This is a genomic window from Sandarakinorhabdus sp., assembly GCF_041689835.1.
Taxonomy (GTDB): Bacteria; Pseudomonadota; Alphaproteobacteria; order Sphingomonadales; family Sphingomonadaceae; genus Sandarakinorhabdus.
Genome location: NZ_JBDNFM010000194.1, coordinates 1 through 24,437, shown reverse-complemented (window position 1 = coordinate 24,437; position 24,437 = coordinate 1). Strand labels below are relative to the sequence as shown.

Here is a 24,437-nt window from a genome sequence, read left to right as displayed (position 1 = left end):
CAGCTGATCACCCCGCGTGCCGTTCAACGTGCGGAAGCCCCTGCCCTTCAGCCGGAACATGCGGCCAGACGAGGTGCCGGGCGGGATTGAAAGCGAGACCATGCCTTCGGCCGTGGGCGTGCGCACTTTCGCGCCCAGAACGGCTTCGTCCAGTTTGATGGGCAGGGTCAGGCGCACATCATCGCCTTCGCGGGTAAAGGCGCGGTGGGGGGCAATTTCGATGGTGACGATGGCATCACCACTGCCGCCGGGGCCGGGTTCACCCTTGCCCGCCAGCCGCATCTGCTTGCCGGATTCAAGGCCAGCCGGCAGCTTGATATCGATGGCCTGGCCCGAACGCAGGGTAACGCGCTGCGGATTGAGCTGCACCGCATCGACGAACGGCACAGTAAGACGATAGGCGACATCGGGCCCGCGCACCTGAGTTCGGAAACCCCGCTCCCCGCCGCCTCTGGCGCCGCTGCCGCCAAACGGACTGCGGCCGCCGAAGATATCGGCAAACAGATCATCGGCGGCGCCAGCGAAATCAGACCCTGCTCCAGCGCCGGATCGGCCGGCGGTGCCGAAATCACGCGGATTGAAGCCCCCGCCCCCGCCATAGCCGCCGCCCGCAAAGGGACTCGCCGGCTGGCCATCGGGGCCGATTTCGCCGCGATCGAACTGCGCGCGCTTGGCGGCGTCGGACAGCAGCTCATAGGCCAGATTGGCTTCCTTGAAGCGTTCCAGCGCCTTGGGATCGTCGGCGTTGCGATCCGGATGATTATCCTTGGCGAGCTTGCGGAACGCCTTCTTGATGTCGGCTTCTGTTGCCGATCGCGGCACGCCCAAAACGCTGTAGGGATCTCGCATCGTTCTTCCGTGGTTTGGGCAGCCTGCAAATGCGCAGCGCGGGCCGGCTTTGCAATACCATAGCTGCACTGCGCCGGGCTGGCCAGCACCGCCGCCCTGCGTCATTGACGGCAGCATGATGCATCGCCTGATTCGATTGTTCGCGCCGCTTGCGCTTCTGGCTGCGCAGCCGGCACTGGCGTGGGGGGATTATGCCCACCGGCTGACCGGCAGCATCGCCTGGAGCCAGCTGAGCCCGGCCGCCCGCGCCGAGGTGCAGCGCCTGCTGCGCAGCGAGCGGCAGCTGGAAACGCCCGATTGCAAACTGGCGAGCATCGAAGACGCCAGCGTGTGGCCGGATTGCGTGCGCGGCCAGTATCGCGATCGCTTCGCTTTTTCGGCCCCCTGGCATTACCAGAATATCAGCGTGTGCGCGGCGTTCGACATCAACGCCAAATGCCCGAACGGCGACTGCGTGACAGCGCAGATCCCGCGCCAGCAGGCGATACTGGCCGATCGCAGCCGGCCAGCGCACGAACGGTTGCAGGCTTTTTCGTTTCTGGTGCATTTCATTGGCGACATGCATCAGCCGCTACATCTGGGAGACAAGGCCGATCTGGGCGGCAACAACGTCCGCGCCGCCTACGGCTTCAAGGCGCCGGACCGGATGAACCTGCACCGGATCTGGGATAGCGAGCTGGCCGAACGCGCGCTCACCGAGCCGCCGGCGATCGCGCCGCAGCGCATCACCCGGACGCAGCGCCGGGCCTTCACCGCCGGCCCGGCCAATACGGCCGCGCGGGTGGCCGAGTGGGCGCGCGCGGCATGGGAAATTTCGCGCACCACCGCCTACCCCGAACTGCAAGATTATCCCGACAGCTGCTCGTTTTCGGCAGAAGCGCTCCGTGCGCTGCCGCGCGGCATGGTGACACCCGACTATGTTGCCAAGGCGACGCCGGCCGTGCGCGATCAGGTTACCAGGGCCGGCACCCGCATTGCCCTGCTGGTTAACGAAGCACTGGCAACTCGCCCAGCCGCCCGGTAACATCAGCTTCGCAAGGAGCCGGCTGCCATGAACCTGGACGACGAGAACGAGAGCAGCAACATCGTCGATCGCCGCGGTGACAGCGGCGGCGGGCCCAGAAGCCTGGGCGGCATCGGCGGAGGCAGGCTGGGCATCGTCGGCATGATCGTGGTGGGCGGCATTGCACTGCTGCTGGGGCAAAACCCGCTTGAACTGATCGGCGCGGTTAATGGCAGCGGTGTTGGCGGGCCGCAAATTGGCCAACCGCAGGAAACAGCACCGGCCAAGCTTAGCGGTGAGCACGACCGCTTCATCGCCCGCGTGCTGGGCAGCACCGAACGCACCTGGGGCAAACTGTTTCCGCAGCAGGTGGGGCAGGCCTATCCGCAGCCGAAACTTGTGCTGTTCGAAGGCGGCGTCAACAGCGGTTGCGGTCAGGCCGACAGCGGCATGGGGCCATTTTACTGCCCGGCAGATCGCAACGTCTATCTGGATGCCAGCTTCTTCGATGATCTGTCCCGCCGTTTTGGCGCACCCGGCGATTTCGCCGCCGCCTATGTGATTGCCCATGAAGTGGGCCATCATATCCAGACGGTGCTGGGCATTTCCGATCAGGTGCAGAAGGCCCGGCGAAGCGGCGGCGAAGCGCAAGGCAACGCGCTGTCGGTGCGCCAGGAACTGCAGGCCGATTGTTTCGCCGGCGTGTGGGCGTTCCACAATCGCGACCTTCTCGAAGCCGGCGACATCGAGGAAGGGCTGCGCGCCGCGCAGGCCATCGGCGACGATACGCTGCAGAAAAAGGCCGGCGCCCGCATCAACCCGGAAAATTTCACCCACGGCACGTCGGCGCAGCGCATGCGCTGGCTGCAGGCGGGCCTGCAATCCGGCGAGATGCAGGCGTGCGACACGTTTGCGGCGCGCAGCCTGTAACGCCTCAGCCCTTGCGGTCGGTGATGCTGATGCGGCCGCGGGCGACACCAGTCTCGCCGTCCTCGACGGCAATCACCATAAGGTCACCGTCATCGGTGGTGCCGGTGAGCGTGTTACCGTTGCGGCTGGGTTTGCGGCCCTTTTGGATCAAGGCATTCTCATACCAGTTGGCCACCTGACCCGCCGTGCCGGGCGCGCTGAAGCCCAGCACGGCCAAGCCGCGCCCGTCGCCATCCTTGCCGCTGGCCTGCACATTGACACTGATCAGCTTGGCGCCCGGATAACGGCCCAGGCCGTCCAGATCGAACCTGGCACCGGCATCGAGGCCTTCGGGGAACTTCACCTTGCCTTCCAGGCCGCCGGGCAACTTGAGTTCGACTTCGCCTGAATCCGTATCGACCTTGATGTTCACGCCGCCATCATCCTTGCCGTCAACATTTACGGCATCGTCGCTGGCACCCAGGGTGAATTGGGCGTTTTTATCAGCTTCCACTTTCGCCTCGCGCTGGGCGTTGCAGGCAGCGACGGCTACACCGCACAGCAGGATGGCGATCAGGGCATTCCTCATTGATTGACGCTCCAGTGTGTTGCCGTAACAATACAGAAATCGACGTTGCTGATCAATGACCCTTGCGCGGGATGGTGTGCAGAGCTGCCACGATGGTCCCGCCCAGCGCGATGCCCAGCAGGCCAGCGCCGCCGGCTTCGGCCAGCCAGACCGCAAGGCCGCCCGCGCCTTCAACTGCGTGCATGCCGGCGTGGAGCAGATTGTACGGCGCATCGATGCCAAATTTATAAAGGCCGTCGATCACGATATGACCGCCCACCCACAGCATCGCAAACAGGCCCACCCAACCGATCAGCACCAGAAACGGCGGCATGCCAACAACAAGCCCGCGCCCCAGCGCCGCCACGGCACCGTTGCGCCCTCGCGCCAGGTGCACGCCCAGATCGTCGGCTTTCACGATCAACGCCACCGCGCCATAAACGATTGCAGTGATGCCCAGCGCCACCACGATCAGCGCGGCGGCCTGTTCGGCAATGGGTTCCTGTTCAACTGTGCCCAGCGCGATGGCCATGATCTCGGCCGAAAGGATCATGTCGGTCCGGATGGCGCCGGCCACCATGGTGCGTTCGCGTGTCGCCGGGTCCAGCGTCGTGTCGTCATCAGCCGATTCATCGTGGGGGGTAAGTTTTTCCCACAGTCTTTCCGCGCCTTCGAAACACAAAAAGGCGCCGCCGGCCATCAGCAGCGGAGTGATCACCACCGGCAGGAAATACGATAGCGCCAGCGCGCCCGGCAGCAGGATGAGCAGCTTGTTTTTCAGGCTGCCGCGCGCGATCTTGGCAACGATAGGGATCTCGCGATCGGCCGAAAAACCAACGACATAACGCGGCGTCACGGCAGCATCATCAACCACCACTCCAGCAGCCTTGGCCGAAGCCTTGACCGCGGCGGCGGCTGTATCATCCAGACTGGAGACCGCCATGGTGCCGATATCATCGATACTGGCAGCCGCCACCTTGGCGATGGCTGCCACGTCGTCCAGAAGAGCAAACAAGCCGCTAGCCATGCGCACGTCCCTCAAGATCGTTGGTGCTTGATATCGCGGCCACCAGCCCGCGCAATGCGTTGTTCAGCGGCGGTCGCGCACAGCCAGCAGGATGGCCGCGCCAATGCCCACGCCCAGCCCCACCAGCAGCCCGCCTGATGGCTGCCCCATCAGCGCGCCGCCAACGACGCCGGCCACAACGCCAAAAGCAATGAGAATGCCGCCGCCCCGTTGTGGAGGACGGTTGGGCGGGGGACGGGTGGAAGGCGGTCGCGGAACGGGGGAGTCAGATAAAACCATAGACTATTCCTTGCACCAGACCGGCGACAGGCGCCAGTGGTTGCCGCGCCTTGCGCTGTCTTGCCCTTCCGTTAAACCTTGGCTGGTGCACCTCATCTTGCCCATCATGATCGCCGCTGCGGCCAGTGCCGCGCAGGCTCAAACTGCGCAGGCTCAAACTGCGCAGCCCCAAGCTGCGCCGGCGCCGCCAGGCTCTTCAGCCGCTCAGGCCATCCCCGGCGCAATCCCCGGCGCAATCCCCGGCGCAATCCCCGGCCCGCAGGACCCGCTTCCCGATTTGCCTGGCGGCGACGCCGTGGCCTGGCCCGACGTCGAATCCACGACCGCTGGCGAAGCGGCTGCCCCCGATGCCGCCATCCGTTACCGCGTTGAGGTAACCGGGCTGGACGTGCTGGGGCTGGACGATGAATTTCGCGGCCTGTCCTCGCTTTGGCAGCGCCGCAGCGAGGAAACCAACCTGGCCCAGCTGGGCCGCCGCATTGCAGAGGATCGCGATCTCGTCGAGCTGCTGCTGCGATCGATCGGCTATTATGGCAGCCAGGCACGGATCACCATCGTGCCGGGCAGCGCCGACCAGCCGGCCACAATCGTGCGTGTCGCCGCCCAGCCGGGGCCGGTTTATAATTTCCGTGAAATTACCATCACGGCACCGCCCGGGGCGTTGGGCCCGGCCGATCCGGCGCGCATCGTTACCCGCCTGCTGCCGATCCGCGTGGGCGATGCAGTAGAGGCGGCGCGCGTGCTATCGGCGCAGGATGCCCTGCCCATCCGCCTGGCCGATGCCGGCTATCCCTTTGCCCGCATCGCGCCGCCCGATATCGTGATCGATCATGCCGGCCGCGACGCGATCTTGTCGCAAAGCGTCGATCTGGGCCGGCGCGGCGTGTTCGGTGCCATCCGTATTGATAATGCGGTCAAGGGCATGAACGACAACCATGTCGCCCTTCTCGCCCGCTTCAAGCCCGGTGACCGCTACAGCAACGCCGGCCGCGAGGATCTGCGCCGCGCGCTGGTGCAAACCGGCCTGTTCGGCGCGGTGGCGATCAAACCGACCGAAGGCGCTCTGCGGGAGGACGGCACCCAGCAGATCAACCTCGATATCAGCAGCGATCCGGCGCCAACCCGCACCATCGCCCTGGCCGGCGGTTTCTCCACCGGCCAGGGCGTGCGCGCCGAAGGCACCTGGACCCACCGCAACTTGCTGCCGCCCGAAGGCGGCTTCACCGCCCGTGTCGTCGCCGCTCAGCGCGAACAGGTGGCGCAAGCTGAATTGCGCATGCGAAATTTCGGCCAGCGCGACCGCCAGCTGCTGGTGACGGGCGGTTTGACAGCCAGCCAGCAGTTTGCCTTTGCCGCCGAAACCGTCGGGATTTCGGCATCGCTGGCGCGCGAATCCAACATTATCTGGCAAAAGGACTGGACGTGGAGCATCGGCGCGCAAGCATTGGTGACGCGCCAGCGCGACCGATCCGTGGCCGGCGATCCGCGCCGCACGTTCACCGTGCTCGCGATGCCTGCCAGCGTGACGTGGGACAAATCGGATGATCTGCTCAACCCGTCGCGCGGGTTCCGCTTGACCACCCGCTTCAGCCCCGAATTCACCCTCAGGGAACGCAGCAATTTCAACTATCTCAAGGCCCAGATCGAAGCCACCGCCTACAAACCACTGGGCGACCATCTGGTGCTGGCCGGGCGTTTTCATATTGGCAGCATTGTTGGTGCCAACCGCGGCGTGATCGCGCCCGACAGGCGCTTTTATGCCGGCGGCGGCGGTTCGGTGCGCGGTTATGTGTTTCAGGGCGTCGGCCCGCGCAATGCCAACAATGTGCCAACCGGCGGCAACAGCCTGACCGAACTGGCATTCGAAGCGCGCTATCGCTTTCAGGCCTTTGGCCAGGATCTGGGAATCGTCGCCTTTGTCGATGCCGGCGAAGTTTCAACCGGGGTCAGCCCGGCCTTTGACCGGCTGTCGCTGGGTGCCGGCATCGGTGCGCGCTTCTACACCGGCTTTGGTCCTGTGCGCGTCGATATCGCGACTCCGGTAAACCGGCAGCGCGGCGATCCGCGCCTGGTGTTCTACGTCTCCATCGGACAGGCGTTTTGATGGGAAGGCTGCGCCCCCGGCTGATGACGAGCCGCCTGCGCTTCGTGCTGATCGCGTTGCTGGCGCTGCTGGCGGTGATCGTCGCCCTGCCGTTTGCCATCGACAGCCAACCCGGCCGTGACTGGGCGGCGCGCCGGCTGGCCGGCTTCGGCCTGGCCAATGGCCTGTCACTGCATGTGTCGCGGATCAGCGGCAATCTGTGGGGACGCGCCGTGCTGGAAGGCGTCGAACTGCACGACAAGGATGGGCGATTTGCCAGCGCGCCGCAGGTACTACTGGATTGGACGCCGCGTGCGCTGATCAACAACCGGTTCGAAGCGGCTGAACTGATCATCCCCGTCGCCGCGCTGGAACGCCTGCCGCGCCTGAAGCCGGTTGCCGATCCGCGCATCCTGCCCGATATCGATATCAGCATCGCCAAGGCGCAACTGGGCCGGCTGGTGGTCGCCAAAGGTATCGCCGGGCCGCAGCGGCTGGTGACCGCCAGCGGCCGCATCGATCTGAAAGCCGGGCGCGCGCTGGTCGATCTTGATGCCCGCGCGCTGGCAGCCGGCGATGCGCTTATCCTGCATCTGAATGCCGAACCGGACCGTGACCGTTTTTCCCTTGATGCCAAGCTGAATGCACCGGCCGGCGGGTTTGTTACAGCGCTGGTCGGCCTGAAGCAGCCGCTCACCGCCACAGCCACCGGCACCGGCCGCTGGCGTGATTGGCGCGGCACGCTGGCAGCCCGGCTGGGCGCGGCGCCTCTGGCCAATCTGGCGCTGGCCGGCAAGGCAGGCCGCCTCACGGCCACTGGCCGCATCGATCCGGCGGCGCTGTTGCCTGTCGTGGCCCGTGAAGCGCTGGCCGGCGGGCTGGCGCTGGCCGCCGAAGCCGCGCCCGACGGCGATCTCACCCGCATCACCCTCACGATTGCAGGCCGGCAAGTGTCGGGGCGCCTCGCCGGCCGCATCGACCGCGCAGAGGAACGCTGGAACCAAGCCGATGCCCGCCTGACCCTTGCGGATGGCAGCGCGCTGGCCAAAGACTGGGGTGTTGATGGCGGCGTGATGACCGCCCGGCTGGCGGGGCCGTTGCTGGCGCCGCTGATCGATGCGCGGCTGACGGCGAAACGCCTTGCCCTGCCCGGCGGGCTGGCGCTGAGCGGCCTGTCGGTGGCGGGGATTGCCGATCTGGGCGACATCGGCCTGTCGGTACCGCTGGTCGCTACCGCCACCAACCTTTCCGGCCTGCCCGATAACCTGCAACCGCTGGCCGGCGCCTGGCGCGGCGAAGGCCGGTTGGTGTTTGTGAACGGCGAACTGAAGGGCAACAATCTGGAACTCGCCAGTGGGCCCCTGACTGCCCGCATCGGCATTGCCGCCGTGCCAGCCCGCCGCGCCTGGGGCCTTACGGCGGCGGGCGAGCTGCGCGGCTGGGAATTGCCGCAACTGGGCCTTGCCGATGGGACGTTTCGCGCCAGCCTGAAACCCGCAAGCAACCAGGGCATGACCGGCAGCGGCGACTTCCGCCTGAGCGCGCCGCGCCCGCCAGCCAGCGGCCTCACCCGCTTGAGCGGCGGCGGCCTGGCCTTGTCGGGCCGCTTCGCGTTGCTGCCGAGCTTGGCCGTCACCCTTTCCGATCTGGCGCTGTCCTCCCCGAAACTTGCGGCAGGCGGGCGGGCCAGTTGGGCCGGCGGCCGCTTCGCCTTGGCCGCCACCGGCACGAGCAGCGATTGGGGCAGCTTCCAGCTCGACGGCAATGGCACGCTGACAGCGCCGCACTTCATCGCCCGGCTGGCAAACCCGGGCTATGGCCTGACTGCCGTGAGCGCCCAGATCGATCCGGTGGCGAGCGGCTGGCAGGTGACCGGCGATGCCCAGTCCGCGCTTGGGCCAGTGTCTCTCGCCGCCGGCATCAGCCTGTCGCCCGTGCTGCGCCTTGATGTCGGGCGGCTGGAAGTGGCGGGATTTTCGGCGTCGGGCCGGCTCGACCAGTCGGCGGCGGGGCCGTTCGCCGGCACGCTCGATCTGGCCGGCAAGGGCCTCACCGGCAGTGCCCTGCTATCGGCGGCCGGGGGCGTGCAACAGGCCGATGTGACGTTAACCGGCGACACACTCACCCTGCCCTTTGCCGCGCCGATCACCGCCGAACGCCTGCGGCTGACAGCGCGGGTGCGGCTGCCCGAAATCGGCCCAGACATCAACGCCGAACTCGATATGGCCGGGGTGGAACGCGGCACTTTGGTGATCGAACAGGCCAAGGGCAAATTGCAGATTACCGGCGGGCGCGGTACCGCCAGCCTGACGCTGAACGGCAACAGCGGTGAAGCTTTCCGTCTCGCCTTCACCGGCGATATCGCGCCGGGCCGCTGGCAAATCGCGGGCGGCGGCGATTATGATGGCCGCGCAGCCAAATTCGCTGCGCCCGCAGTGATCACCCGGGATGCGGCTGGCTGGCATCTCGCACCCTTCACGGTGACCAGCGCGCTCGGCAATGCCGAACTCTCGGGTGACTGGGGCAACAGCAAGCGATTGAACGCCCGGCTCGACAAGATGTCGCTGCAGATGGTGACATTCGCCTATCCGTCGCTCAATCTGGCAGGGCGGGTATCGGGCACCATCGCGTTCACGCAGCTGGGGGATGCCGCCCCCACCGGCACGGCCGCCTTGCGGCTGAACGGCTTGTCGCGCAGCAACATCACCTCCACATCGACGCCGATCGACGTTGGCCTTAATGCCGCGCTGGGCAGCGGCGGCACGGTGCTGCGCGCCGTGATCGTGCGCGCCGGCAAGGTGGAAGGCCGCGCGCAGGCCCGGCTGGGCCCGATCGCGCTTGGCGATGCCAATTTCGTCAACCGCCTGTTCGGCGCCAGCGTCACCGGCCAATTGCGTTATACCGGCCCAGCGCAGGATCTTTGGGGTCTGTCAGGCCTGACCGCGCTGGATGTACGCGGCCAGGTACAGCTGGCAGCCGATGTGTCGGGCACGCTGGGCGATCCAAAGGTGGCCGGTGTGGTGCGCGGCACCGGCGGCCGTGTGGAGGCGCCGCTGCTGGGCGCGGTCGCCACCGATGTTACGCTCGATGCGCGTTTTACCGCCTCGAAACTGGAACTCACGCGTTTTTCCGGCAAATCCGGCCAGGGCAGCATCAGCGGCTCGGGCGCGATCGACCTCAGCTACGAACGCGGCTTCCCGATGGATATCCGCATGGCCGTGAAGGATGCCGCCATCCTGGGCCGCGACGACCTTTCGGCCACCGGCAGCGGCACGATCCGGGTCGCGACGGACGAATATGGCGGCGTGGTTTCAGGCACGCTGGCGCTTTCGCGTGCCGATTACCGGGTTGGCCGCACGTCCGTGGCCGATGTGCCGGTGCTTCAGGTCACCGAACGAAACAGCCGCGTGCTGGGCCGGCGCACCCTGCGATACGTGGCGCCACCGCGCTGGCTGCTCAACCTCGCCATCAAGGCCGATCGCGGGCTGATGGTCATCGGCATGGGCATCAAATCGGAATGGCAGGCCGATGTGCGGCTGCGCGGCGGCGCCACCACGCCCGAACTGTTTGGCCGGGTGCAACTGGTGCGCGGCGATTATGATTTTGCCGGCAAGCGCTTTCAGCTTACCCGCGGCGATATCCGCTTCGTTGGCGGCTACCCGCCCGATCCGATCATCAACGTCACAGCCGAAAACACCGGCAACGGTTTCACCGCTTTCCTCAATGTCGATGGCACGGCGCAGCGGCCGCAGATCAAATTCAGTTCCGTGCCGTCCCTGCCCGAAGACGAAGTGCTGTCACGCGTGCTGTTCGGCAGCCGCGTCACCGATTTGTCCGCTCCCGAGGCCATTCAATTGGCTGGCGCACTCTCCAGTTTGCGCGGCGGCGGCTTCAATCCGATCGGCGCGGTGAGCAAGGGGCTGGGCATCGACCGGCTGCGCATCCTGCCCGCCGACGTGGCAACGGGGCGCAGGACAACGTTCGCCGCCGGGCAATATGTCGGCCGCAATGTCTATGTCGAACTCGCCACCGACGCGCAGGGCTACACCGCCACCAGTATCGAGATCGGCCTGACCCGCACGCTTTCGGTGCTCAGCCAGGTCGCAACGCTGGGCGGAACATCGGTCGGTGTGCGGTGGAAGAAGGATTATTGAAGCCCAGTCTTCAGCCGGTTACCGCCCGATCAACCGCTGCGCCGTCCGGTCCGCCACCACATCTGTCGGCAAGCCGGCGGCATCGGCCTCGCTGAACAGGGCAGCGAGGCGCGGACCGATGGCGTCCACCGCCGCGTTGACCTCAACCAGCGTCACCTTGTGGCCTTGGGTCTTGGCCAGATATTCGGCCATCACCGAGATGATGCCGCCAGCGTTGATCACATAATCGGGCACGTACAGAATGCCTCGCGCCAAAAGGCGGGCCCCGTCGGCAGGGGTTGCCAGCTGGTTGTTGGCGGCGCCGGCCACCACCGCGACATCCAGCGCAGCAATGCTGGCTTGGGTCAGGGCCGCGCCCAGCGCATTGGGGCTGAACACGTCGGCTTTTACCGCCATGATGTCGTCCACGCCCACCTGAACGGCGCCCAGTTCGGCGGCCAGCGCGGCGGCGCGGGCGGCATCGACATCGGCCACGGTCAGCCGTGCGCCCTTGGCGGCCAGCGCCCGGGCCAGCGCGCCGCCGACACTGCCAACACCCTGAATGGCAACATGCAGGCCCGCCACACGGTCGGTGCCCAGCTTGTGCTGCACGGCGGCCTTCAGGCCCGCCAGCGTGCCCCGCGCCGTGAAGGGCCCGGGGTTGCCGCCCACTTCGCCAGCGGCAACCGGCAGGCCCGCCACGTGCGCGGAGCGGCGGGAAACCACCACCATGTCGGCGTCGCTCATCCCCACATCCTCGGCGGTAACATAACGGCCGCCCAGCGCGGCAACTGCCTCGCCAAAGGCTTCCAGCAGCGCGCTCGTTTTGGGCGAATCGGCAATCACCACCGCCTTGCCGCCGCCAGCCTTCAAGCCGGCCAGCGCGTTCTTGTAACTCATCCCGCGTGACAAGCGCAGCGCATCGGTCAATGCCGCAGACTCGCTGGCATAGGCCCAGCGCCGCACACCGCCAGCGGCCGGGCCAAGGTGAGTGGAATGAATGGCAACGATGGCGTGCAGGCCGGTTGCGGCATCCTTCACCAGCGCCACGCGTTCATGCGCATCATAACCGGAGGCAGCGCCAGCATCGATCACGGCCAGTTGCACGGTTTGCAAACGGGAATCGGTGGCGGCAGCGGTCATCGAAGCAACTCCAGTAGGCAGGATTTCATTGCCGGACATTGTAATTATATTTCTCGGGCACGCAACGCTCATTCACATTGCCGGGCACCGCGATTCTAGCTTGCCAAGTATGCCCAGCCTCGTCTAATCGGCGCGTCCCGATGGCGTCATCGTGGCGACTGTAGCTCAGTTGGTTAGAGCGCTGGTTTGTGGTACCAGAGGTCGCGGGTTCAAGACCCGTCAGTCGCCCCACCCCTCCACGACGCCCCACGTCATTGCCGTTTTACCTCACCGCAGGCGATGCGTGATCCGGCATTGCCGGCGGGATCGGTGCGATAATCATCAGGCTTCGCGTGGAGCAACACCGCTGCGCCATCATCATCCAGCAGCGGCGCATCCCCGCCGATCAGGCGCAGGCCGGGCAACATCAGGTTCACAGTGCCCACGCCCTTTTCGCTCACGTCCAGATTGGGCAGATCACCCGCATGGGCGCCCATCGAATTGTCGCGGCCGTGTTGTTTGGCGGCCGGATTGAAATGCGGCCCAGCGCTGGCAAAATCCGGGCCAATGCAGCGCCCGACGCTGTGCAAGTGCATGGCATAGCTGCCCGCCGGCAACCCCCTCACGCTGGCAATGATCTGCACGCCTTCGGCCATCTGCAGCAATTCCACCTCGCCCAGTGAATTGCCATCAGCGGTCAAAAGCCGCGTGGACAGCATCAGCGACAGCGCCGCGCCGCCCACCCGGCCCAGCGATTCCGTCTTGGGGCCGCAGGCCGTTAGCACGAGAAGCGGCAATAGCAAGGCAGCACGGTGCATGGGGGTCACTCCTTTGATGGGCTGAAACCATAATGGCTGACCAGGCGATCAAGCGCCAGTTGCAGAACGATTTTTCCCGCGCGCACCGGCCAGCCCAGCGCGCGTTCGGCGGTCTCCAGCCCCTCGCCCTGACAGATCACGCGCCAGGCAATGTCGGATAGGCCGGGGCCGCAGGCCGCCACCGCTGCCTCGAACCGCCGCTTGGCAGAGATTTGCCCGCCAGAAAGATCGGGCGGGCCGCCCTGCCCGCGCACCGCCGGCAATTGATCCCAGCGCATCGTCACGCGCGGGCCCAGTTGGGCGTGGTAAAAATCAGCGCGCAAGCGTTCGCTGGCCAGCAGTTGCACCGGCGATACATGGCCGCGCCGCGCCAGCCAGGCCAACGGCGATTCGGCCAGGTTAACGGTCACCCGGGCGCGATCGACGATATCCGGGGCGGCCAGGATGCGGGTGGCAAGCAAACGGTTTTCGGTGGGCGGAACGACATCGGGAACAGTTTCGGAAGCGCGGCGGGGCATGGCATTTTCTCCGTTGCGGCACGTTGATGCTGGAAAACTCCTTGCATAATCCAAGGTTTGTAGGACAGGATTAACCACACAGGTTATATTTAGGAGACCAAATGCTCACCCGTATCCGTGAAGTGCGAAAGGCGCGCGGCCTCACGCTGGCCGATGTCGCCGCTGCCTGCGATCCGCCGACCACGCCGCAAACCGTCGGACGACTGGAAACCGGCATGCGCACCGTTTCCATCGATTGGCTGGAACGCATCGCCGGCGCGATGGCCGTGCCGGTTTCAACGCTGGTCACCCTGCCCGACCGTGCCGATGTGCCAGTTGCCGCCCTGATCGGCAGTGGCGGCGCCGATGCACCGGAACGGCCGCGCACACTGCTGCCGCCGCTGCCGCAGGGTGATCTGATCGGCTTGGTGGTGGACGTGGCGCAGGGTGATTACCGCCAGGGCGACGAGCTTTGGGCGCAGCGCCTGCCGCCCGGCCAATTTGTCCGCGCCATCAACCGCGACGTGCTCGCCCCCCGCCCGGCAGGCCGCTTTGCCTTTGGCCGACTGATTGCGGTGGAAGGCAGCCGCATCCAGTTGCTGCCCACCACGCCGGGCGCGCGCCAACAGGTGCTGGCCGATGTACCGTGGCTCGCAATGGTGACGATGCTGGTGCGGCGGCCTTGAACGCCTCAGTTCGGGAAATTGCCGTTCAGTTCCAGCGCTCGGCCGGCAAGGTGCAATGATCCTGTGATCAGCACCAGCGGCGGCGTGTCGCTGCCTCGGGCGATAGCCTTCAGCGCCTTGGGCAGATCAGGCGCGGTTACGGCGGCCATGCCCATGGCGGATGCGGCTGCGGCCAGGCGCACCGGATCCTGGGCGGCGTGGCCGGGCACGGGCACGGCATAAAGCGCGCTGGCCATGCCGGCGAAGCTTTTGAGAAAGCCCTCGGCATCCTTTGCAGCGAGCATGCCGGTCACCAGCAGCAGGCGCTGGCCGGGTTGCAGCAGCGGCCGCACGCTTTCGGCGAGCGCCCGGCCGGCCGCCGGGTTGTGGCCACCGTCCACCCACAGGCTGCTGCCCGCCGGCAGCATCGCCCACAGCGGCCCGCTTTCCAGTTTCTGCAATCGGGCGGGCCATTCCACCCAGCCCATGCCGGCGCGAAAGGCAGCATCCTTTACCGGCAGCGCCGATTGCGCGCGCAGCATTGCGATGGCCAGCGCAGCATTGTCGTGCTGGTGGGCGCCGGCCAAGCGCGGCAACGGAACGGCCAGCTTGCCGGCTTCGTCACGGTAATGCAGCTGGCCTTCATACACCGCCGCATCCCAATCCTGGCCGCGAATCATCACCTTCGCGCCGGCCAGCCCGGCCACTTCGGCAATGCGGGCGGTGACGGCGGCGGGATGGCGGCCGGTGACCAGCGGTACCCCCTTACGGGCAATGCCCGATTTTTCGCGCGCAATATCAAGGATGTTCGGGCCCAGCCACTGGGTGTGGTCCAGCCCCAACTGGGCGATCCCGGTCACCAGCGCATTGGGGATGACATTGGTGGCGTCCATGCGCCCACCAAGACCCACTTCGACGATGCAGGCATCGGCCTCGATGGTGGCAAAGGCTAGGAAGGCGGCAGCGGTGGTGAGCTCGAAGAAGGTGATCGGCGCTTCGCCGTTGCGGCTGATCACATCGTTCAGCAGCACGATCAGCGCATCATCGTCGATCAATTTGCCTGCAAGGCGAATGCGCTCGTTAAAACGGATCAAGTGAGGGCTGGTGTAAACATGCACGCGCCGCCCTTCGGCTTCGAGGCAGGCGCGCAGCATGGCGCAGGTGCTGCCCTTGCCATTGGTGCCAGCAACATGGAACACCGGCGGCAACCGGTGGTGCGGATTGCCCAATGCGCCCAGCAGCCGTTCCAGCCGCCCAAGCGTGAGATCGATCTCGGCCGGGTGCAGGGCATGGGCCTTGCGCAGCAGCGCATCGAGGCGCGGATTGTCGGACCGCGCTGGCGGCATGCGCGCACCAATCGGAGGTGTTGGTAGTTGCGGGGGCAGGCTCACGCCGCCGCGCTGTCTTTTGGCCGGCGCGCCATGAGCAGGCCGATCAGCCGGCCAAGCGTTTCCTTCAAATCGCGGCGGTGAACCACCATGTCGAGCATGCCATGCTCGAGCAGATATTCGGCGCGCTGGAAGCCTTCGGGCAGTTTCTCGCGAATGGTCTGTTCGATCACGCGCTGGCCGGCAAAACCGATGAGCGCGTTCGGCTCGGCAAGCTGGATGTCACCCAGCATGGCATAGCTCGCCGTCACTCCGCCGGTCGTCGGATCGGTGAGAACGACGATATAGGGCAGCCCGGCCTCGTTCAGCTGCTGGATGCCCACGGTGCTGCGCGGCATCTGCATCAGCGACAGGATGCCTTCCTGCATGCGTGCGCCGCCGGCCGCTGTGAAGACGATGTAGGGCGCGCTGGCAGCGAGCGCGGCATCGACCCCGGCCAGGAACGCCTCGCCCACACCCATGCCCATCGATCCGCCCATGAAAGCGAAATCCTGCACACCCACGATTGCGCGCTGGCCCATGATCTGGCCATCGCCGATCATCATGGCTTCGGGTTCACCGGTGGCGGTGCGCGCGGCTTTCAGGCGATCGGTGTATTTCTTCTGATCCTTGAATTTCAACGGGTCTTCGGCCACCTTGGCAGCCGGCAACACGCGAAAATCGCCGTCAAACAACTGGCTGAACCGCGCCTTGGGGCCGATGCGATCATGGTGATCACAGCGCGGACACACGCTGGCGTTGTCTTCCCATTCCTTGGTGTACACCATGGCGCCGCAATTCTTGCACTTGGTCCACAGATTGTCTGGCGTGTCGCGGCGCGCCAGGAAGCCCGTCAACTGCTGGCGGGTGCGGGTGATCCAGCTCATATTGCCATCTCCTTGGCGGCTTTCACCTGACGAGCCGTTCGAACGGCGTGGGCCAGCGCTGCCACCTGGGCGGCGACGCGGGCGGGAATATCATTGGCGCGGGCCTCGGCAGCCGCGCCAATGGCATCAACGATGGCGCTGCCCACCACCACGGCATCGGCATGAACGGCAATGGCGGCAGCCTGTTCGGGGGTGCGCACGCCGAAACCCACCGCGATCGGCAAGTTGGTGGCGGCTTTCAGGCGGGCCACTGCTTGGGCTACATCAGACGCCGCCGCGCTGCCTGCACCGGTGACGCCGGCCACAGCGACATAATAAAGGAAACCCGACGCGCCGTTGAGCACGGCCGGCAGGCGGCGCGCGTCGGTTGTGGGCGTGGCGAGGCGCACAAGGTGCAAGCCGTGGGCAGACAGTGCCGGCGCCAGTTCGCCGCCTTCTTCGGGCGGCAGATCGACGACGATGCAGCCGTCAATTCCGGCCGCCCATGCTTCGACAGCAAACTGTTGGGGGCCAAAGCTGAGGATCGGATTGAAATAGCCCATCAGCACGATCGGCGTGGCATTGTCGTTGGCGCGGAATGCTTTCACCATCGCCAGCACAGCGCGCAGCGTGGTGCCGCCGGCCAGGCTGCGCAGATTGCCGCGCTGAATCGCCGGGCCATCGGCCATCGGATCGGTAAACGGCATGCCGATCTCGATCACGTCGGCCCCTGCTCCCGGCAACGCAGCCAGAATGTCGGCCGACGTCGCCAAATCGGGGTCGCCCGCAGTGACGAAGGTGACGAGCGCGGCGCGGCCCTGCGCGGCACAGGCGGCAAACCGGGTGGAGAGACGGTCGCCGCTCACATCGTCACTCCCAGCGCGGCGGCGACGGTGAAGATATCCTTGTCACCGCGTCCGCACAGGTTGACGATGATGATCTGGTCTTTGCTCATCGTCGGCGCGATGCGGGCAACAGCGGCGATGGCGTGGGCCGGTTCCAGCGCCGGGATGATGCCTTCGGTGCGGCACAGCAATTGGAAGCCTTGCAGCGCTTCGGTGTCCGTTGCGCTTTGATATTCCACCCGGCCAATGGCGTGCAGCCAGGCGTGTTCGGGGCCGATGCCGGGATAATCCAGACCAGCCGAAATGCTGTGTGCCTCGCTGATCTGGCCGTCTTCGTCCTGCAGCAGCATGGTCTTGTTGCCATGCAGCACACCGGCGCGGCCGCCGGCGAGACTGGCGGCGTGTTCATGGCTTTCGAGGCCCTTGCCCGACGCTTCGATGCCGACAATCTGCACGCCGGCATCATCAAGAAACGGGTGGAACAGCCCGATGGCGTTGGAGCCGCCGCCGATCGATGCGACCAGCATATCAGGCAAGCGGCCTTCGCGTTCGAGAATTTGGGCGCGGGCTTCCTTGCCGATCACCGTCTGAAAATCGCGAACCATTTCGGGATAAGGGTGCGGGCCGGCGGCGGTGCCGATAATGTAGAAGGTATCGTGCACGTTGGTCACCCAATCGCGCAGGGCTTCGTTCATCGCGTCTTTCAGGGTGCGGCTGCCGCTTTCGACCGGCTTCACTTCAGCGCCAAGCAGCTTCATGCGGAACACGTTGGGGGCTTGGCGCTCGATATCGCGGGCGCCCATGAAGATGGTGCACGGCAGGCCAAAACGCGCCGCCACAGTCGCCGTCGCTACGCCGTGCTGGCCAGCGCCGGTTTCGGCGATGATCCGCGTCTTGCCCATGCGGCGGGCGAGCAAGATCTGCCCGATGCAATTGTTGATCTTGTGGGCGCCGGTGTGATTAAGCTCGTCACGCTTGAGGTAAATCTTTGCGCCCCCCAATTCGTCGGTCAGCCGCTCGGCAAAATAAAGCGGGCTGGGGCGGCCGACATAATGCTTGAGCAGGTCTTCAAGCTCGGCATGGAACGCCGGATCGGCCTTGGCGGTGATATACGCCTGTTCCAGTTCAAGGATCAGCGGCATCAGCGTTTCGGCGACGTAACGCCCACCGAATTCACCGAAATGGCCGTTGGCGTCGGGGCCGGATCGCAAGGACGTGATGGGGGCGTTCATGCTGATCTCACTTCGCTGGCAAAGGCCATGATCTTGTCCACCGATTTCACCCCAGCCCCTGCCTCGACGCCCGATGATACATCAACCAGCGCTGGCTGAACCACCCGCACCGCTTCGGCAACATTGGCGATACCCAGCCCGCCGGCCAGACCAAAGCGCCGCGCCGGCCGGGTTTGGGCCAACAGCCGCCAATCAAAGGACAGCCCGTTGCCGCCGGGCAACGGCGCGTCGTTAGGCGCTTTGGCATCGAGGAGCAACAGGTCGGCCGGGCCGGCTGCGATTTGCGCGGCCTGAATATCGGCGCGGGTTTTCACGCCCGCCGCCAGCCACACCGGCAGATTGTGGCGCGATTGCAATTGCGCCACGCGGTCTGGCCCAGTGTCGTGCAGTTGCAATATTGTGATGCCAGCTGTAATCACGGCAGCGACCAGCGCGTCATCGGGGTTGACCAGCACTGCCACCCGGCCAATGCCCGCCGGCACACGAGCGATCAACGGCGCGGCGCCGGCCGGATCGAGGTGGCGCGGGCTGGGCGGGAAAAACACAAATCCCAAATGCGCAGCGCCGGCGGCAATCGCGGCGTCCACCGTTTCGGGGGTTGAAAGCCCGCAAATCTTGAACGGCGTGGCGCTCACAGGCTGGCAGCGATTTGCGCGGCAGCCGCAGCCGGATCGGGCGCGGACGTGATCGGGCGGCCGATGACGAGCACCCCCGCCCCGGCCGCAAGCGCCTGTGACGGTGTCATCACGCGTTTCTGATCCCCCACATCGCTGCCGGCCGGGCGCACGCCGGGGACAACGAACAGGCCATCGGCCCATTGCGCTTTGATGGCGGCAACTTCGTGCGGCGAACACACGATCCCGTCCAGCCCCGCAGCGCGCACCAGCAGCGCCAGCCGCACAGCCTGAGCCGCGGCGCCATCGGGCACCCCGGCATCAAGCAGATCCGCAGCATCAAGGCTGGTGAGCACGGTAACGGCAACCACGCGGGTGCTTGCCGGCGCAGCAGCACGCGCCGCGACCAGCATGGCGCGGCCGCCGGCGGCATGAACGGTGATTATGGCCGGTGCCAGCGCTGCAAGGCTGTGCACTGCGCCGGCCACCGTGTTGGGAATGTCGTGCAATTTCAGATCGAGGAACAGCGGCAACGCCAAGCCCTGCATTACTGCGGCAATGCCGGCCGGGCCGTGTGCGCAGAAAAACTCCAGCCCCAGCTTCACACCGCCAACATGCGGGGCAACAGCCGCCACCAGCGCGCGCGCAGCAGCCACATCGGGCGTATCGATCGCCACGAACACCGGGTTGGCCATGATTGTCAGGCTCCGCTGGTGGGGGCGCTGGTTTGCGTATGTTCAACGCGCGGCGGGCGGGCGCTGCGGCCTGACGCCAGCGGACGCAGCAGCACATGCCAGATCCAGGTGGGGATCACGCCGGCCAGAAAGGCACCGCCAAGCAGCAGCGGCAGCGGCAACGCCTTGGCCGTGCCATCGGGCAGGATGAAATCAACCAATGTCCAGTTGGACGCGGCCAGCAAGATGAAGACTGCGGCCATCGCAGCCAGAAATACCCAGCGGAAAATCGCCCAAGGTCGCATAGCCATGTGCCCTCACAACTCTCCGTCAACCGGGGGGATGCCAGCTTCGGCCAGCGCCGCCATCAGCTTGTGTGCCACATCAGCCAACTGCGCCTCGCTCACGCTGCGCATGACGAAATTTGCGCCGGTCTTGCCTTCGCGCCAGAACGGGTAGGATCCGATCTGCACGCCGGGGTTGTCCTTTTCGGTGCGCTTCAGGATGTCGGCAACGCGGCTTTCCTGTGTCCAGGCCGCCACGGTGCGCGCCAACACCGGGGCGCCGCCGGGCAATTTGCCATCCAGCGCCGCCAGCATGCCTTGGGTGATCATCGGCACACCGGCCATGATGAAGATATTGTCCACCTTGATGCCCGGTGCCTTGGTGCGCGGATTTTCGATCAGGCTGGCACCAGCGGGCGTGCGCGCCATTCGCAGCCGGGCTTGCGTAAGTTGATCGCCATAATGATCGGCGAGGATGGCGCGGGCATCAGGGTGCACGATCACCTCGCGGCCAAGCGCCGCAGCGATGGCATCAACGGTGATATCGTCGTGGGTGGGGCCGATGCCGCCGGTGGTGAACAGATAATCATGGCTGATCCGCAGCGCATTCACCGCGTCGGCAATGGCGTCCATCTCGTCAGAGACCACGCGCACTTCCTTGAGGCGGATACCCTGCACGCCCAGCCACTTGGCCAGATAGGCGGCATTGGCATCCTGCGTGCGGCCCGACAGGATTTCATCGCCGATGATGACCAGGGCGGCGGTGTAGATGCGGCCGGGGTCGCTGGGGCCGGGGTCGCTGGGGCCAAGGTCGTTGGGGCTCAAGTCACTCATGAATGGCGGTTTAGCGCATGGCTGTGCGGCTGGCCATGCCCAATGATGGACTTGGGCAGCGCAAACCCGTAAGTGCGTGAGCATGACGCAAGCGCTCTACACCACGGTAATGGACCCGCACGAAGGCCAACTGCGCCTGCACGGCCCGGCAGCCTTCGAAGGCATGCGGACTGCTGGGCGGCTGGCTGCCGAGGTGCTGGACCACCTGACACCGCATGTGCTGCCGGAAGCGGCGACCATCGATCTCGACACGATGGCTTGGGAATTCGTGCGTGCAGCCGGTGCCAGTTCGGCCACGGTGTTCTATCGCGGCTATTCCCATTCGTTGTGCACATCGGTGAACCATGTCGTGTGCCACGGCATTCCCGGGCCGAAAAAGCTGAAAAGCGGCGATATCATCAACATCGATGTGACCGTGGTGATGGACGGCTGGTATGGCGACACCAGCCGCATGTTTCTGGTGGGCGATGTGCCGATCAAGGCGCGCAAGCTGGTGGACGTCACCTATGAATGCCTGATGCTGGGCATCGAACAGGCCAAGCCCGGCAAGACGCTGGGCGATGTCGGCCACGCCATCCAGACCCACGCCGAACGCAACCGTTTCAGCGTGGTGCGCGATTTCTGCGGGCATGGGCTGGGCCAGGAATTCCACACGGCGCCCAACGTCGTTCACATCGGCAAGCCGGGGCGCGGCGTCGTGCTGCGGCCGGGCATGTTCTTCACCATCGAACCCATGATCAATGCCGGCGGCCCGGCAGTGAAAATCCTCGATGATGGCTGGACGGCGGTAACGCGCGACCGGTCGTTGTCGGCCCAGTTCGAACACAGCATCGGGATCACCGAAACCGGCGCTGAGATTTTCACGTCTTCGCCCAAGGGTTGGCTGGCGCCGCCGTATTCCTGTTGATTGGCGCTTGATCAGCGACGCTTCGGCCGCGGCTTTTTCGCTACGGGTTTGATCACGGGTTTGGGTAGCGGAATCAATCTGTTCACCGTCAGTATCTTCACCGGCGCTTCGATCATCTGGCCCTTCATGGCGCCTTCGCCCTTGGTAACGGAAATCGGCACGGCCAGGATCTTGCGCACCACGTCCATGCCATCGGTTACCCGGCCAAACACGGCATAGCCCAGATTGTCGCCCGGCCCGGCAGGATTGGCATCCAGCGCCTTGAGATTGCCCAGAACAAAGAAGAACTGCGCCTGCGCTGTGCCGGGTGCCCCGCGGGCGAGGCTGATGGCGCCTTCATCATGGGTGAGGCCGGTGGCAGTGGTTGGCTCGTGCGCCACGGGCGGCAGCAACTTGCGCCCATCCTGGATGCCGCCCTGCACCAGGCCGATGCTGCCATCGGGCGTGATCTTGTAGGCCCGATAAAAGGCCGCGCCGTCCAACCGCCTTTCATCGACATGGCGCAGAATGTAGCCGGCGGTGATCGGCGCACGTTGCGTTTCCAGCGCGATGGTGATCGGGCCCAGTTCGGTGGTCAGCACCACTTTCACGGTCGCCGGTTCGGGCGCGGGTTCGGTCGCCGGTGACGGCAGCGCGGCCGGAACGTCCTGCGCCATCACTGGAATGGAAAGCCCCAACAGGACAGCGGCGAGAAGGGTGCGGCGAATCATGACCATATCATAGCCTTGCCGCACGCATTCGCTACAGGTGTTCCCACCTACCAACCCGGCGACCAGCAGCTGCAAACCGGGAAAACGGCGTTGATCCTGATCAAATCACCTGCAACGGCAATCGCAGGAAACGGCGGCCCTTGCTGTCGGCTGGCGGCAGCTCGCCGGCTGCGATGTTCACCTGCAAACTGGGAAGAATCAGCTGCGGCGGCGTCAGCGTGGCATCGCGCGCGCGCCGCATGGCGATGAAATCCGCTGCGGCGACGCCGTCATGCACATGAATGTTGCCTGCCTTCTGCGCCGCCACCGTTGTTTCGCAGGCAAATTCGCTGCGCCCGGCCGGCAGATAATCATGACCAACAAAAATGCGGGTTTCGGGCGGCAGCGCCAGGATCTTGGCGATCGAGGCATGCAGGGTCGCTGCATCGCCGCCCGGGAAATCACAGCGCGCAGTGCCATAATCCGGCATGAACATCGTATCGCCCACAAAAGCGGCATCGCCGATCAGATAGGTGACACAGGCCGGCGTATGGCCGGGTGTGTGCAGCACCCGGATGGTGAGATTGCCAAGCCGCAGAGCGGCGCCGTCGTCCAACAGCATGTCGAACTGGCGGCCATCGGCGGCCAGATCATCCATGCCGAATCGCGGTGCGAATTCGCGCTGTACCTCGCTGATGCGGGCACCGATCACCAGGGGCGCGCCGGTCTTGTCGCGCAGCCAGTGGCCGCCAGCCAGATGATCGGCATGAACGTGGGATTCCATGACATATTTCAACTGCAACTGGCGCTGCTGCGCGGCGGCCAGCAGCCGCTCCAGCCCGGCATGCGATACCACTGCGCCCTTGGGTTCATAATCCAGCACGGCATCGATGATCACGGCGTCGCCCGTGGCCGGATCGGCAACCAGATAGGTCCAAGTGTTGGTGGCCGGATCGAAGAAGGGGGTGACATCGGGGTGATTGGCAGCAGTGGTCATCTATGTTCTCCTGTTGCTTTATATTATCACTTGCTAAATTAGAATCAACTGATATATTTGGCTGCATGATACCTGCCGACCTTGCCGAATTTGAAAAATCCGCTGCCGCAGCCGCCCGGCTGTTGAAAGCCATGGCGCACGATTCCCGCCTGCTGGTGCTGTGCCAGTTGGTCGATGGCGAATTGCAGGCTGGCCAGTTCGCCAGCCGGTTGTCGCAATCGGCGCTGTCGCAGCATCTGGCGGTGCTGCGCGCCGAGGGATTGGTTGTCACCCGCCGCGAAGGCCAGGCGATTGTCTATCGCCTGGCCAATCCAGCGGTGAAGGCCGTGATCACCACGCTTGCCAGCATCTATTGCCCGCCATCCAATGTGCCGGCCGAACATGCGGAGACAGATCTTGTTGAAAACCTTGTCCCCTTCTGAAGCAGCGTCGCTGGTCGCTGCCGGCCACGCCGCGCTGGTGGATGTACGCGAAGCCGATGAATTCGCTTCTCGCCACATTCCCGGCGCGCTGTCGCTACCGCTCAGCCTGCCCGATACCGGCCCGCTGGCCTGCGGAATGAACAGCAGCGTGATCTTCACCTGCCAGACCGGTCGGCGCACAAGCGCCAGCAGTGGCCGGCTGCTGGCCCGGGTGCCGGGCGGCAGCGCCTGGATGCTGGAAGGCGGCGTGGATGCCTGGGCCCGCGCCGGCCTGCCGATCGCCGGCCGGGAAGCCGCTATCCCGCTGCCGATCATGCGGCAGGTGCAGATCGCGGCCGGGCTGCTGGTGCTGGCCGGCGTGATGCTCAGCATCTTTGTGGCACCGCCATGGATCGCGCTGGCCGGCTTTGTCGGCGCCGGGCTCAGCTTTGCCGGCATCACCGGCTGGTGCGGCATGGCGCAATTGCTGGCCGTGATGCCGTGGAACCGGCGCCCAGCCTGAACCAAGCGCCTGAACTATTGGGCTTGATGCCATGATCGAAAGCCTGCTGGCCGCCTTGGGCGGCGCCATCATTGCCTTGTTGCTCGGCCTGTTCGGCGGCGGCGGATCGGTGCTGGCCACCCCGTGGCTGCTGTATGCCGTGGGCATCACCGATCCCCACGTGGCAATCGGCACCGGCGCGGCGGCCGTTGCCCTCAATGCCGGTGCCAATCTGCTGCTGCAAGCCCGCGCCGGCACGGTGAAATGGCCGT

General features: G+C 65.7%; 25 protein-coding genes and 1 tRNA gene. 10 read left to right on the top strand and 16 right to left on the bottom strand.

Features of this window, described 5'->3' with window-relative positions; genetic code table 11:
- On the bottom strand, positions 1-849 hold an 849-nt coding region (locus tag ACESL8_RS10435), incomplete at its 3' end, for a DnaJ C-terminal domain-containing protein (RefSeq protein ID WP_372918542.1).
- 115 nt (positions 850-964) lie between these two features.
- On the opposite strand from ACESL8_RS10435, the gene ACESL8_RS10430 reads away from it, so the two are divergent.
- Both ACESL8_RS10430 and ACESL8_RS10425 read left to right on the top strand, forming a co-directional pair.
- Positions 965-1,873: a S1/P1 nuclease gene (locus tag ACESL8_RS10430; RefSeq protein ID WP_372918540.1), complete on the top strand. Its 909-nt coding sequence runs from the start codon at positions 965-967 to the stop codon at positions 1,871-1,873.
- Between the two features lie 27 nt (positions 1,874-1,900).
- A complete protein-coding gene (locus ACESL8_RS10425) occupies positions 1,901-2,782 on the top strand; it encodes a neutral zinc metallopeptidase (protein WP_372918538.1) in 882 nt (293 codons plus the stop codon).
- A 4-nt stretch (positions 2,783-2,786) separates the two neighbouring features.
- Here the strand turns inward: ACESL8_RS10425 and ACESL8_RS10420 are convergent, their stop codons facing one another.
- On the bottom strand, positions 2,787-3,350 hold the full coding sequence (locus tag ACESL8_RS10420) for a hypothetical protein (RefSeq protein ID WP_372918536.1): 564 nt from the start codon (positions 3,348-3,350) through the stop codon (positions 2,787-2,789).
- 52 nt (positions 3,351-3,402) lie between these two features.
- On the bottom strand, positions 3,403-4,356 hold the full coding sequence (locus ACESL8_RS10415; RefSeq protein WP_372918534.1) for a DUF808 domain-containing protein: 954 nt from the start codon (positions 4,354-4,356) through the stop codon (positions 3,403-3,405).
- 364 nt (positions 4,357-4,720) lie between these two features.
- Here ACESL8_RS10415 and ACESL8_RS10410 point away from each other — a divergent pair, with 364 nt between their 5' ends.
- Positions 4,721-6,739, top strand: a complete 2,019-nt coding sequence (locus ACESL8_RS10410) for an autotransporter assembly complex family protein (protein ID WP_372918532.1) — start codon at positions 4,721-4,723, stop codon at positions 6,737-6,739.
- A gap of 23 nt (positions 6,740-6,762) precedes the next feature.
- Positions 6,763-10,872: a translocation/assembly module TamB domain-containing protein gene (locus ACESL8_RS10405; protein WP_372918530.1), complete on the top strand. Its 4,110-nt coding sequence runs from the start codon at positions 6,763-6,765 to the stop codon at positions 10,870-10,872.
- A gap of 18 nt (positions 10,873-10,890) precedes the next feature.
- Here the strand turns inward: ACESL8_RS10405 and ACESL8_RS10400 are convergent, their stop codons facing one another.
- Positions 10,891-11,994, bottom strand: coding sequence for a Glu/Leu/Phe/Val dehydrogenase dimerization domain-containing protein (locus ACESL8_RS10400; protein WP_372918528.1), 1,104 nt, complete (start codon positions 11,992-11,994; stop codon positions 10,891-10,893).
- Between the two features lie 154 nt (positions 11,995-12,148).
- Here ACESL8_RS10400 and ACESL8_RS10395 point away from each other — a divergent pair.
- A tRNA-His gene (locus tag ACESL8_RS10395) sits at positions 12,149-12,225 on the top strand.
- Positions 12,226-12,245: 20 nt separating this feature from the next.
- Here ACESL8_RS10395 and ACESL8_RS10390 read toward each other — a convergent pair.
- Positions 12,246-12,791 carry a superoxide dismutase family protein gene (locus tag ACESL8_RS10390; protein WP_372918526.1) on the bottom strand — a complete coding sequence of 182 codons (546 nt, stop codon included), beginning with the start codon at positions 12,789-12,791 and terminating at the stop codon, positions 12,246-12,248.
- 5 nt (positions 12,792-12,796) lie between these two features.
- Positions 12,797-13,309: a DUF6456 domain-containing protein gene (locus ACESL8_RS10385; RefSeq protein WP_372918524.1), complete on the bottom strand. Its 513-nt coding sequence runs from the start codon at positions 13,307-13,309 to the stop codon at positions 12,797-12,799.
- Between the two features lie 101 nt (positions 13,310-13,410).
- Here ACESL8_RS10385 and ACESL8_RS10380 point away from each other — a divergent pair, with 101 nt between their 5' ends.
- Entirely contained in the window at positions 13,411-13,974 is a 564-nt protein-coding gene (locus ACESL8_RS10380) for a helix-turn-helix domain-containing protein (RefSeq protein ID WP_372918522.1), read from the top strand.
- Between the two features lie 5 nt (positions 13,975-13,979).
- Here ACESL8_RS10380 and ACESL8_RS10375 read toward each other — a convergent pair whose 3' ends face one another.
- The 8 genes from ACESL8_RS10375 to ACESL8_RS10340 are packed head-to-tail and all read right to left on the bottom strand — an operon-like array spanning position 13,980 to position 20,669.
- On the bottom strand, positions 13,980-15,299 hold the full coding sequence (locus ACESL8_RS10375; protein WP_372918546.1) for a folylpolyglutamate synthase/dihydrofolate synthase family protein: 1,320 nt from the start codon (positions 15,297-15,299) through the stop codon (positions 13,980-13,982).
- 41 nt (positions 15,300-15,340) lie between these two features.
- Positions 15,341-16,207: an acetyl-CoA carboxylase, carboxyltransferase subunit beta gene (accD, locus tag ACESL8_RS10370; RefSeq protein WP_372918520.1), complete on the bottom strand. Its 867-nt coding sequence runs from the start codon at positions 16,205-16,207 to the stop codon at positions 15,341-15,343.
- A complete protein-coding gene (gene trpA, locus ACESL8_RS10365; protein ID WP_372918518.1) occupies positions 16,204-17,052 on the bottom strand; it encodes a tryptophan synthase subunit alpha in 849 nt (282 codons plus the stop codon). The genes accD and trpA overlap by 4 nt, the downstream gene beginning before the upstream one ends.
- Positions 17,049-18,263 (bottom strand): tryptophan synthase subunit beta, encoded by a 1,215-nt coding sequence (gene trpB, locus ACESL8_RS10360; RefSeq protein ID WP_372918516.1) that lies wholly within the window; start codon positions 18,261-18,263, stop codon positions 17,049-17,051. Before trpB ends, trpA begins: the two co-directional genes overlap by 4 nt.
- A complete protein-coding gene (locus ACESL8_RS10355) occupies positions 18,260-18,898 on the bottom strand; it encodes a phosphoribosylanthranilate isomerase (RefSeq protein ID WP_372918513.1) in 639 nt (212 codons plus the stop codon). Before ACESL8_RS10355 ends, trpB begins: the two co-directional genes overlap by 4 nt.
- Positions 18,895-19,572, bottom strand: coding sequence for an orotidine-5'-phosphate decarboxylase (pyrF, locus tag ACESL8_RS10350; RefSeq protein WP_372918511.1), 678 nt, complete (start codon positions 19,570-19,572; stop codon positions 18,895-18,897). The genes ACESL8_RS10355 and pyrF overlap by 4 nt, the downstream gene beginning before the upstream one ends.
- A gap of 5 nt (positions 19,573-19,577) precedes the next feature.
- Complete coding sequence (locus tag ACESL8_RS10345) at positions 19,578-19,862, bottom strand: hypothetical protein (protein ID WP_372918509.1); 285 nt, start codon at positions 19,860-19,862, stop codon at positions 19,578-19,580.
- Positions 19,863-19,868: 6 nt separating this feature from the next.
- The gene (locus ACESL8_RS10340) at positions 19,869-20,669 is read right to left on the bottom strand and encodes a competence/damage-inducible protein A (protein WP_372918507.1); all 801 of its coding nucleotides are present in this window, start codon (positions 20,667-20,669) and stop codon (positions 19,869-19,871) included.
- Positions 20,670-20,751: 82 nt separating this feature from the next.
- On the opposite strand from ACESL8_RS10340, the gene map reads away from it, so the two are divergent.
- Positions 20,752-21,576 carry a type I methionyl aminopeptidase gene (gene map, locus ACESL8_RS10335; protein ID WP_372918505.1) on the top strand — a complete coding sequence of 275 codons (825 nt, stop codon included), beginning with the start codon at positions 20,752-20,754 and terminating at the stop codon, positions 21,574-21,576.
- A gap of 11 nt (positions 21,577-21,587) precedes the next feature.
- Here map and ACESL8_RS10330 read toward each other — a convergent pair whose 3' ends face one another.
- Together ACESL8_RS10330 and ACESL8_RS10325 are read right to left on the bottom strand one after the other, a co-directional pair.
- Positions 21,588-22,286, bottom strand: a complete 699-nt coding sequence (locus tag ACESL8_RS10330; RefSeq protein WP_372918544.1) for a peptidylprolyl isomerase — start codon at positions 22,284-22,286, stop codon at positions 21,588-21,590.
- Positions 22,287-22,386: 100 nt separating this feature from the next.
- Positions 22,387-23,262: an MBL fold metallo-hydrolase gene (locus ACESL8_RS10325; RefSeq protein WP_372918503.1), complete on the bottom strand. Its 876-nt coding sequence runs from the start codon at positions 23,260-23,262 to the stop codon at positions 22,387-22,389.
- A 65-nt stretch (positions 23,263-23,327) separates the two neighbouring features.
- On the opposite strand from ACESL8_RS10325, the gene ACESL8_RS10320 reads away from it, so the two are divergent.
- The 3 genes from ACESL8_RS10320 to ACESL8_RS10310 all read left to right on the top strand — a co-directional run.
- Positions 23,328-23,684, top strand: coding sequence for an ArsR/SmtB family transcription factor (locus tag ACESL8_RS10320; RefSeq protein ID WP_372918501.1), 357 nt, complete (start codon positions 23,328-23,330; stop codon positions 23,682-23,684).
- Positions 23,644-24,186, top strand: coding sequence for a rhodanese family protein (locus ACESL8_RS10315; RefSeq protein WP_372918499.1), 543 nt, complete (start codon positions 23,644-23,646; stop codon positions 24,184-24,186). The genes ACESL8_RS10320 and ACESL8_RS10315 overlap by 41 nt, the downstream gene beginning before the upstream one ends.
- Before the next feature lie 31 nt (positions 24,187-24,217).
- Positions 24,218-24,437, top strand: a 220-nt coding sequence (locus tag ACESL8_RS10310) for a TSUP family transporter (protein WP_372918497.1), incomplete at its 3' end; no start/stop codon positions are given.